The 9,434-nt window shown below is 73.5% G+C and carries 10 protein-coding genes; 5 read left to right on the forward strand and 5 right to left on the reverse strand.

Translation table 11 applies throughout. The features are described 5' to 3' along the window. The first annotated feature begins 90 nt into the window (after positions 1-90). On the forward strand, positions 91-1,257 hold the full coding sequence (locus I3F58_RS28605; RefSeq protein WP_374208057.1) for a GNAT family N-acetyltransferase: 1,167 nt from the start codon (positions 91-93) through the stop codon (positions 1,255-1,257). A 61-nt stretch (positions 1,258-1,318) separates the two neighbouring features. On the opposite strand, the gene I3F58_RS28610 is transcribed toward I3F58_RS28605, so the two are convergent. Continuing rightward, positions 1,319-2,683 carry a glycosyl hydrolase gene (locus I3F58_RS28610; RefSeq protein ID WP_374208058.1) on the reverse strand — a complete coding sequence of 455 codons (1,365 nt, stop codon included), beginning with the start codon at positions 2,681-2,683 and terminating at the stop codon, positions 1,319-1,321. Positions 2,684-2,938: 255 nt separating this feature from the next. On the opposite strand from I3F58_RS28610, the gene I3F58_RS28615 reads away from it, so the two are divergent. Both I3F58_RS28615 and I3F58_RS28620 read left to right on the forward strand, forming a co-directional pair. Further along, the gene (locus tag I3F58_RS28615; RefSeq protein WP_240111622.1) at positions 2,939-4,246 is read left to right on the forward strand and encodes an ATP-grasp domain-containing protein; all 1,308 of its coding nucleotides are present in this window, start codon (positions 2,939-2,941) and stop codon (positions 4,244-4,246) included. 52 nt (positions 4,247-4,298) lie between these two features. Continuing rightward, complete coding sequence (locus tag I3F58_RS28620; protein WP_240111623.1) at positions 4,299-5,651, forward strand: NAD(P)-binding domain-containing protein; 1,353 nt, start codon at positions 4,299-4,301, stop codon at positions 5,649-5,651. Positions 5,652-5,726: 75 nt separating this feature from the next. Here the strand turns inward: I3F58_RS28620 and I3F58_RS28625 are convergent, their stop codons facing one another. The 4 genes from I3F58_RS28625 to I3F58_RS28640 all read right to left on the reverse strand — a co-directional run bounded on the left by I3F58_RS28625 (position 5,727) and on the right by I3F58_RS28640 (position 8,236). Further along, positions 5,727-5,963: a chaplin gene (locus I3F58_RS28625; protein ID WP_240111624.1), complete on the reverse strand. Its 237-nt coding sequence runs from the start codon at positions 5,961-5,963 to the stop codon at positions 5,727-5,729. Positions 5,964-6,181: 218 nt separating this feature from the next. Next, positions 6,182-6,472: a hypothetical protein gene (locus I3F58_RS28630; RefSeq protein ID WP_240111625.1), complete on the reverse strand. Its 291-nt coding sequence runs from the start codon at positions 6,470-6,472 to the stop codon at positions 6,182-6,184. A 109-nt stretch (positions 6,473-6,581) separates the two neighbouring features. After that, positions 6,582-7,721 (reverse strand): cytochrome P450, encoded by a 1,140-nt coding sequence (locus I3F58_RS28635; RefSeq protein WP_240111626.1) that lies wholly within the window; start codon positions 7,719-7,721, stop codon positions 6,582-6,584. Positions 7,722-7,852: 131 nt separating this feature from the next. Further along, on the reverse strand, positions 7,853-8,236 hold the full coding sequence (locus I3F58_RS28640; protein WP_240111627.1) for a DUF6479 family protein: 384 nt from the start codon (positions 8,234-8,236) through the stop codon (positions 7,853-7,855). A gap of 161 nt (positions 8,237-8,397) precedes the next feature. Between I3F58_RS28640 and I3F58_RS28645 the strand changes: the two genes are divergently transcribed. Further along, positions 8,398-8,787: a rodlin gene (locus tag I3F58_RS28645; protein ID WP_240111628.1), complete on the forward strand. Its 390-nt coding sequence runs from the start codon at positions 8,398-8,400 to the stop codon at positions 8,785-8,787. Positions 8,788-8,927: 140 nt separating this feature from the next. Next, positions 8,928-9,320, forward strand: coding sequence for a rodlin (locus I3F58_RS28650; RefSeq protein ID WP_240111629.1), 393 nt, complete (start codon positions 8,928-8,930; stop codon positions 9,318-9,320). Positions 9,321-9,434 lie beyond the last annotated feature (114 nt).

The raw sequence follows: 9,434 nt of genomic DNA on the forward strand, positions 1-9,434 counted from the left end.
CGCCAAGGGCGCGTCGGCCGGGTCCGGCTCGGCCGCCCGCGGCGGGTCCCGGGCCTCGAAGCCCGGGACCCGGGCACGGTCGGAGGCGGCGTGAGTACCGCGGGGACCCGGACGCCCGGCCCGGCGCGGCCCGTTCGGGCCCCGCGGCTGGGCGTGAGCGTGTGCCGGGACGGCGAGCGGTTCGGCGCGCTCGCCGCCGAGTGGCAGGAGCTGTACGGGCGGTGCCACCGTGCCACCCCGTTCCAGTCGCACGCCTGGCTGTCCTCGTGGTGGCAGTCCTACGGGACGGAGGGCCGTCTCCGGGCGGTCCTCGTCCGCGCGGCGGACGGGCGGCTCGTCGCGGCGGCACCGATGTGGCTCACCCCCGGCCCCGTACCCTCCCTGAAGCTGCTCGGCGGGCCGATCTCCGACTACGGGGACGTCCTCGTCGACGACGGCTGCCCCGAGGCCCTGCCGACGCTGGCGGACGCTCTGGCCGGGCTGGCCCGCGGTGCGGTGATCGACCTGCGGGAGGTGCCGCCCGGCGCCGCAGCCGAGCGCCTGTACGCCTGCTGGGACGGGCCGCGCCGCCGCCTCCCCGACTCCGTCTGCATGGAACTGCCCGCCCTGCCCGTCGACGACCTGGTCGCCCGGCTGCCCGCCTCCCGCGCCCAGCGGGCCCGGGCCAAGCTCCGGAAGATCGACCGCGAGGGTGTCACCGCCCGGCTCGTGCCCCCGCACGAGGTACCGCAGGCCCTGCACCGTCTGCTCGACCTGCACCGGCGGCAGTGGGCCGGGCGCCCCGTCACCGCGGAGCACCTGACCGACCGGTTCGGCGGGCACCTGACCCGCGCGGTGTGCGCCATGGCCGCGTCCGGTCAGGCGCAGGTGACGGAGTACCGGCTGGCCGACGACGTCGTGGCCGTGGACCTCGCTTTCCTGTCCCCGCGCCTCGTCGGGGGCTACCTGTACGGCGCCGACCCGCTGCTCCGTTCCCTGAAGGTGGACGTCGCGACCCTGCTGCTGCGCAACTGCGCCCGCACCGCCGCCGGTACCGGGCGCGGCACGCTGAGCCTGCTGCGCGGCCAGGAGCCGTACAAGGACCACTGGCGCCCGGACTCCGTCTCCAACCAGCGGCTGTTGCTGGCCCGTCGCCGTACGGCGCCCGCTCTGTGGCTGCGCGCGGCCTACGCGGGCGGGCGCCGGTGGGCGGCGGACCGGCTGCGGGACCGGGCCTGGGTCCGTCGGCTGCGGGGCGGTGGCGGCGGGGGGCGATGAGCCCGTTCCCGTACGCGAGCCCGGCGATGAGCCGGTGGGGCCGGGTGGAGATCCGGCGGGGTCAGCCCCACACCCGGTCCCACCAGTCCCAGCGGACGCAGATCGGCTTCCCCAGCCACTTCTGGACCCACGGCCCGAGATCGATCGGCAGGCACGTCCGCTGGGGTACGGGCTCGGGCTCGGGCTGCGGCTCGGGCTCGGCGGGCCGCTCCGGCTCCGTCGGCCCGTCGGGTTCCGCGGGCAGACCGGGGTCCGGGGGGCCGTCGGGTTCCACGGGCGGGGGTCCGTCGGGTCCGGTGGGCTCCTCCGGGTCGCCCGGCTGCGTCGGCCCACCCGGTTCGGCCGGCTCACCGGGCTCCACGGGCCCGTCCGGATCCACCGGCTCATCCGGGCCCGTCGGCCCGCCCGGCTCCGCAGGTTCCACGGGCCGCTTCAGTCCGAAGAGTTCCGCACGGAACACCTCCGACGACCTCGGGTTCGACCGGCACTGCCACACCCCGTGCGGACAGTAGTCGCTGATGGAGTGGTACAGCGGCTTGTGCTCGTTGATCCATTCGAGCATCCGCCGCATGTACTCGGGATTGTCGCCGTTTCGGAACAGGCCCCACTCCGGATAGGAGATAGGCTTCCCGTGGGCGGCGGCGAATTCCACGTGATCCCGCAGTCCGTACGGTTCGTTCGCCTGCTCGTCGAATGTCCGGCCCGGCGGCTGGTCGTAGGAGTCCATTCCCATGATGTCGACGACATCGTCACCCGGATAGCACTCCGTCCAGGGAATGGCATCCCGCCCGCGATTGGGGGCGAAGTCGAACCGGAAATCCTGGCCGGGCACCTCGCGCATGGTGGTGACAATGCGTTTCCAGTACCTCTTCCACGCGTCCGGATCCGGCCCGCACCGGTGGCTGTACGTCGATCCGTTCATCTCCCAGCCGAGCACGATGACCGTGTCCGGCACCCCCAGCCACACCAGACGCTCCGCCAGCGCCCGGAAGTGGTGGTCGAACAGGCCCTCGGCCCCGCGCCGCAGCAGCGCCCGGACCAGACCGTCCGGCATCCGGCTCTCGTTGCGCTCCAGCATCGGCACGTTCAGCACCAGCAGCCGGTCCTCCCGCTCCTGGCGCCACTGTGCCCAAGGCTCCAGGAACGCCACCCGGCCCGCGATGTTCGACCATGTGTCACCGGGCAGATAGGTGTGGCCGACCCGCAGCTCGGTGCCGCCGAGCCAGTCCTCCAGCTCCCGGAGCCGCTGGACGCCGTCCGGCCCGTAGTCCAGATAGGCACCCAGCGCCGTCTCCCCGGTGGACACCGGGTTCGGGCCCAGCGCCCGCGCGCTGTGGCCGGGCGCCGAGACCGCGTAGCCCGAGACCAGCACCCCGGCGGTGAACACGCCCAGACAGGTCAACGCCGTTCTTCCGCCGCCGCGCATCTCGTTCTCCCATCCTCCGGCGGATGCCGGTGCGAACTGTGAGCATTCCGGGCCGCTCAGGCCTTCGAATTCCTCTGCCACCCGCCGTGTCAGCAGGTCATAAGTCCGTCAGTCCGTCAGCCCATCAGTCCATCAGCCGTTCATCACCTGGCCCCACGGTATGGCCGCTCCTCGGCCGGGGAACTCGCTCCCGGGTTTTCCTAGGCCATCAGTGGATTTCATCGCCCGGTCGGGCCACGAGACGAGGACATCTCTGTGCCGCTCTTCGACACCCGCGTCGCCGCCGTGCTCATGCGGCTGGACCGCAATCCCTTCCATCACGGCACGCTCGGCGCAGCCCGTTCGCTGGGCCGTGCCGGTGTCCCCGTGCATGTGGTGACCCGTCACCCGGCGGGGCCTGTGGCCCGCTCCCGGTATGTGAGGCACAGTCACACCGGGCCCGGTGGTGAGGGGCTGACGAACATCCGGGAGATGCTCGCGGGGGTCGCGGACCGGCTGACCGGCACCCCCGCCGTGCTGCTGGCCATGGACGACGTCACAGCCGTCGCGCTGGACGAACTGCGCCGCGAGGACGAGGGGCCCGCCGCCCGCTTCCTGGTGCCAGAGCAGCCGTCAGGGCTGCTGCTCAGAGTGGCCGACAAGGCCCGGCTCGCCGACACCTGCCGCCGCCTCGGCGTCCCGCACCCCCGCACCCTGCTCCCCGGCTGCGCCGACGAGGCCGCCGCCATGGCCGAGGCACTCGGGCTGCCAGACGCGCCCGTCGTCGCCAAGTGGAGCCGCCCCTGGCTGCTGCCTCCCGGCGGCGCGCTGCGCAGCACCGTCCTGGCCCGCACGGTCGGCCAGGTCCGCGAGCTGTACGCGCGCCGCTCCGAGGCGGGCAGTGCGCTGCTGCTCCAGCGCTGCCTGCCGGACGGCCGGGGCCTGGACTGGTTCTTCCACGCCTACTGCGACAGCTCCGGATCGTGCGGGGTCGCCGCGACCGGGCGCAAGGTGCGGTCCTGGCCCGACGGCGCCGGTCTGACCGCGGCCGGGGTGTGGGCGCCGAACCCCGCGGTCGAGCGGACCGCCCGAGACCTCGTGGCCGCGCTCGGTTACCGGGGCATCGCGGACCTCGACTTCCGGCTGGACCCGCGCACCGGCATGTACCACCTGCTCGACTTCAACCCCCGCCCGGGCGCGCAGTTCCGGCTGTTCTCCGACCCGTGGGGGCTGGACGTGGTGCGGGCCCAGCACCTGGACCTGACCGGGCGTCCGGTGCCCGACCTGGTCCGCTCGTACGGGCGCCGGTTCGTGGTGGAGAACTACACGGCGCTGTCCGTCCTGGCCTCGCCCCGGCGGCGCGGCGGGCTCCGGGGCGGAGGGGGCCTGGAGACCGCCTGGTATGCCTCCGACGACCCCGCGCCCGCGCTCGCGATGGCCCGGGCCTGGGCCGCCCATCTGGGCCGGCGCGCCTGGGCTGCGCTGCGGCGGGCGGTGGCCGGCCCCCGGCGGAACGGCCTGCCGGTGCCCCCGCCCCGCGCGGCGTCGGGTGCCGCCGACGCCTCGATGACGACCCGGCGGTGACGGCTCGAACAGTGACGACTCAGACGAATCAGCGGTGAGAGAGGTGAGGTCGATGCGCGACAGCGACGACGATCTGGCGGTCGTGGGCGCCGGGCCCTACGGACTGTCCGTGGCCGCCCATGCGGCGGCTCGCGGTCTGACGGTCCGGGTGTTCGGCCGGGTCATGGACTCCTGGAACCGGATGCCGCCCGGCATGCTCCTGAAGTCGGAGCCGTGGGCCTCGGACCTGTCGGATCCGGCCGGGCTGTACGGGCTCGCCGCGTACGCCGCCATCCGGGGCGTCCGGGCCGAGCACGGCGTGCCGCTGCCGGTGGCGTTCTTCGCCTCGTACGGCGAGTGGTTCGCCCGGCAGGCCCTGCCGGAGCCGGTGGACCAGCGCATGGTCACGGCCGTCGGCGCCCGGCCGGACGGACGGTTCGCGGTGACGACGGAGGACGGCGAGGTGTTCGGCGCCCGTACGGTGGCGCTCGCGATCGGGGTCATGCCGTTCATGGAGGTTCCCGCCGAGCTGCGGCACCTGCCGTCGCCGGAGCTGGTGACACACAGCAGCCACCACTCGGACTTCGGCAGGTTCGCGGGGCGGGACGTGACCGTGGTCGGCGCCGGGCAGGCCGCGCTGGAGACCGCGGTGCTGCTGACCGAGGCGGGCGCACGGGCCCGGTTGGTGGCCCGCGCCGGGCGGCTGGAGTGGAACACCGTGCCGCCGTCCCTGCACCGCACCCGGTGGGAGGCGGCGCGGGCCCCGCACACAGGCCTCGGCTGCGGCTGGCGGAACCTGCTGTACGCCCGGACCCCCGGGCTGTTCCGGCGGCTGCCGGACGCCACCCGGGAGCGGCTGTTCGGCACCGCGCTGGGACCCGCCGGCGCGTGGTGGCTGCGGCATCGGTTCGAGTCGGTCGCGGACGTGCGGCCGGGGCGCCGGATCGTCGCGGCGGAGGCGGTGGGGGACTCCCGGGTACGGCTGACGCTGGCCGCGGGGACGGGGACCGGTGACGGAGCGGGGGCCGGGCGCCCGGGTGCCGGGGGCGGGGAGCCCTGCACGGTCGAGACCGACCATGTCGTCGCCGCCACCGGCTTCACGCCCCGGCTGGACCGGGTGGACCTGCTGAGCGAGGAACTGAGGGACGAGCTGCGGACGCTGGACGGCCTCGGGGCGCCCGAGGCGGGGCCGTACTTCGAGTCCTCGCACCCCGGGCTGTTCCTGGCCGGGCTGCTCACGGCCCCGTCGTACGGTCCGGCGATGCGGTTCGTGTACGGCTCCGGCTATACGGCGGTCCGGCTGGTGCGGGGGGTCGAGCGGCGGCTCCGGGAGCCCCGGCTGCCGGAGGTCCCGGCGGCCCGGCCGCGCCCGGCGGAGGACGGCGCGGGCGCACGGGCGGCGGAGGGTGCCCGGCAGCGCGGGTGACACGGCGGAGGCCGGTTCCGGAGCGTCCTCCGGAACCGGCCTCGTCGCTTCACGGCCGCCTTTGTGCGGGGTGTGTCAGTCGTTGATGCAGACGTTGCCGAACGCCGGGTTCAGCGCGGCGATCACGTTGATGCTGTTGCCGCAGACGTTGACCGGGATGTGGATCGGCACCTGGACGACGTTGCCGGACAGCACGCCCGGGGAGCCCACGGCCACGCCCTCGGCACCCGCGTCGGCGACCGCCGGAGCGGCGGCGCCGCCCAGCGCCAGAGCGATACCGGCAACAGCCACAGCAGCCTTCTTGCACTTCATTTTCGGCTTCCTTTCCGCAGCGGAAGTCAGTCTTGCCACGGATTTCGTGACCCACGAGCCCCGGGTGAGGCCCGGCTTGCCGCCGCGAATACCACAACGAATGCGTAACCGAAAAGACACCAGCCGAACGGGGTCGGCCGCCGATTCACTCGAACGCAACAGCCTTGCGGGAAACGGCAGTAGACGGAGGATCACGAATGCGGGGAAGAGGGGGGAGGTCAGCGGCGCGGCCAGACCGGGCGGCGGACGAGGGTGTCCCATTCATGGTCCCGGGCGCCCGGGACGACCCTGCCCTGGGCCCGCCACTCCCGTGCGAGGGAGGCGAAGAGCGGTGCCGCGTCGGCGGCGTTGGCGGTACCGGCGGGAGGGGCGGTGGACTCGGGTGCGGGGGCGGAGGGACGCGCATGGGCGCGTCTGCGCCCGGTGCCGGGTCCGGGATCGTGCCCGCTCGGAGTCCCGGTCTGCGGCACGAGTGGCACACGCTCCCACTTTCCGGCGCCTGAGGCCATGCCAACCCTTCCGTTCACAGCGCGTGGCGAGGCCTTCGCATGATGTCACAGCTGTCCCGTACGCACCGGGTTGTTCCACGGGCCGGTCACCCCGGGTGTCCTGTGGCCGTCAGTGCGGCAGGACGGTGAACCGCAGCGTCCGGCGGCCCGGGGCGGTGCGTGGCAGCGGCCGGTCCGGGCGCAGCCGTCCCGGGCGTTCCGGCAGGTAGCGGTGCCGCTCCAGCAGCGCGGCGAGCAGCGTGGACGTCAGGAAGAGTGCCAGGTCCTCCCCCGGGCAGGCCCCGGCCCCGGTGCCGAAGGGCAGTATCCCGGCGGTGTCCTGGGCGGTGCCGTCGAGCCAGATCTCGGGCGTGAAGCGGTCGGAGAAGGGAAGCGCGCCGGCGCGGAGGAGCAAGGGGACGTACACCAGGAACACCGTTCCGGCGGGCAGGTCCTCCCCGTTCCAGCGCACCTCCGTCACCGCCCTGCGCACCAGGAACGGGGAGGCGGGCCAGAGCCTCACGGACTCCAGGACGCAGGCCCGGGTGTAGGGGAGGAGCCGGGGCTCGGTCAGATCGGTGACGGCCAGCTCGTTGCGCACCTGTGTGTCCTGCGGGGCATGCGTGGCGAGCAGCCCGAGCGCCCGGTACGCGGCGACGGCGGCGACACGGTAGCCCGAGTCCCGGCGCGCGGGGGCGTCCCGGCGGGTGCCGCCCGCCCGGTGCGGACCGGTACCCGCGCGGGAGGCGGAGCCGTGGCGGGGGCCTTCCTCCGGGTCGTCGTGCGGGCGCGGCTCGGAGTCCTGGCGGGGGCCGGAGTGCCCGGGGGCGCCCCCGTCCCCCCGGGCACCGCTGACGTCATGGTCCACGCGCCGTACGATCCGGCCCCAGGCACGCGCGTACGCTCCCCACCGCAGCACCCCGTCCCCGCCGGCCACCCCGGCGAGCAGCCCGCCCGCCTCCTCTCGCACGTCCCGCAGCAGCCGGGGTGCGAAGCTGTGCACCTGGTTGCCGCTCTCCAGGAGCTCCCGCTCGCCCGCCGTCGGCAGCAGCCCGCCGTGCCACTGGAGCCGGGACCGCGAGGGCGCGAACACCTCGGGCGTCCCGTCCAGCACGGTCAGGGCGTCCTGGACGCCCGTCACCACGACGGCGCCTCGCCCTCCTGCGTCCAGCCGCAGCGCCCGCCCCTCCAGTGCGGCGAGGCCCTCCCGGCCCCCGGCCACCACCCGCAGGACATCCCACCCGGAGACCGCCACGACCCGTTCACCCATAACCCGCCGAGTCCCCCCTCCCGAGCCCCCTAACCGGGGCGTCACGCGCGCGTGCGGCAGTCTGCGGGCACAACGGCGCGGTTCCCGGACCGGGAGGGGAAGTGCCCGGGAACCGCACGTGACCGGCGGGCTCAGCCGCCCGTCATGGGGCCGCCGCTGCCGAAGCCGCCGCTGGGCGCCCCACGCCACTTGTGCTGCTCCTCGGTCTCCGGCGACGTGTCCGGCTCGGTGCCCTCGGGCTTCAGCTCGTACGGCATCAGCCGTGTCTCGCTCTGCGGTACCTCCGCGGGCTTACGGTGGCCCTCCACCTCGCCGGGGATCCCGGCATCCGGCGGCCGGTGCGGATGCTCCTCCGGTTTCGGCGGGGCGGCCTCCTTCAGCCAGACGCGTCGGCCCAGCCAGAACCCGCCCAGCAGGAACACGACGACCAGCACACCGGCCAGCAGCTGCCCGCCCCCGGACGTGAAGAACGCGGGGGCAGCGAATTCCGCGCCAACCTCGATGAGACCGTTCATAAAATATGAGTACCCCGTCGACGTGAGAAGTCACCGGTCATAAGAATTCTCAGCCTTTATTCGTCGATTGCCCTCTTCGGGTGACCTCGCGCAACCTAAACAGCGCCGGGCTGTTGGTCAGAGCGACCCGAGACCGGGTTCTCGACGAGAAGGATCACCTAATGATCAAGAAGGCTCTGGCTTCCGCCGGCGTCGCCGCGGCCGTCCTGGGCGCGGGTGCGCCGATGGCCGCTGCCACGGGCGACCACGGTGTCGACACCCAGAACGGCAACTTCGCCGCGCAGTACTACGGCAACACCCAGACGGGCGGCTACATGAGCCCGCAGATCGGGCTCATCCAGGGCTCGTTCAACAAGCCGTGTGTCGGCCTGCCCGCCCAGGTGGACGTCCAGAACATCCTGGCCCTGGTCAACGTCGGTGTTCAGGACATCCTGAACGACACGCAGAACCAGCAGTGCGCGGAGAACTCCACGGCGGTCAAGGGCGACAGTGCCCTGTCGCACATCCTGGAGAACGTCCTCTCCGAGAACGGCTCCGCCGCCATCGGCTGACGCCGGCGGCACCCGGGTCCGCGCGCGCCGCGCCTTCGCGCCGCGCGGGCCCACCCCCTCGCTTCCCCTTTCCCCATGCGCCCACCTGCGGGTGCGGCAGGACGACCCGGACGCCGGGTCTCTCGACGAGAAGGATCGACATGATCAAGAAGGTTCTGGCTGGTGCCGGTGTCGCTGCGGCCGTCCTGGGTGCGGGCGCGCCGATGGCCGCCGCGACGGGCGACCACGGTGTGGACACCCAGAACGGCAACTTCGCCAAGCAGGCCTACGGCAACACCACGACCGGCGGCGTGATGAGCCCGCAGATGAGCCTGGTGCAGGGCACCCTGAACAAGCCGTGTCTCGGCGTTCCGATCCAGGCCGACGTCCAGAACATCGCCGCCCTGGTCAACGTCGGCGTCCAGGACATCCTGAACGACACGCAGAACCAGCAGTGCACGGAGAACTCCACCGCGGTCAAGGGCGACAGCGCCCTGTCGCACATCCTGGAGAACGTCCTCTCCGAGAACGCGTCCCTCGCCGCCAAGGGCTGACCCCCGAAGGCTCCCAGGAGCGCATGGGCGGGCCCCCGCACACCACCCTTGGGTTCCAGGGGTCGTCGCAACACCACTTGGTTTCAGGTGGTGAGTAGATCACGTAGACGCTCG

The organism is Streptomyces sp. MUM 203J, assembly GCF_022414595.1.
In the GTDB taxonomy this organism is placed as follows: domain Bacteria; phylum Actinomycetota; class Actinomycetes; order Streptomycetales; family Streptomycetaceae; genus Streptomyces.

Bases quoted from the DNA above. Each gene is read 5' to 3' on its own strand.
- I3F58_RS28630 (WP_240111625.1), bottom strand. From the start codon at position 6,472: ATGGCCTCAGGCGCCGGAAAGTGGGAGCGTGTGCCACTCGTGCCGCAG.
- I3F58_RS28610 (WP_374208058.1), bottom strand. From the start codon at position 2,683: ATGCGCGGCGGCGGAAGAACGGCGTTGACCTGTCTGGGCGTGTTCACC.
- I3F58_RS28645 (WP_240111628.1), top strand. From the start codon at position 8,398: ATGATCAAGAAGGCTCTGGCTTCCGCCGGCGTCGCCGCGGCCGTCCTG.
- I3F58_RS28625 (WP_240111624.1), bottom strand. From the start codon at position 5,963: ATGAAGTGCAAGAAGGCTGCTGTGGCTGTTGCCGGTATCGCTCTGGCG.
- I3F58_RS28620 (WP_240111623.1), top strand. From the start codon at position 4,299: ATGCGCGACAGCGACGACGATCTGGCGGTCGTGGGCGCCGGGCCCTAC.
- I3F58_RS28650 (WP_240111629.1), top strand. From the start codon at position 8,928: ATGATCAAGAAGGTTCTGGCTGGTGCCGGTGTCGCTGCGGCCGTCCTG.
- I3F58_RS28640 (WP_240111627.1), bottom strand. From the start codon at position 8,236: ATGAACGGTCTCATCGAGGTTGGCGCGGAATTCGCTGCCCCCGCGTTC.
- I3F58_RS28635 (WP_240111626.1), bottom strand. From the start codon at position 7,721: ATGGGTGAACGGGTCGTGGCGGTCTCCGGGTGGGATGTCCTGCGGGTG.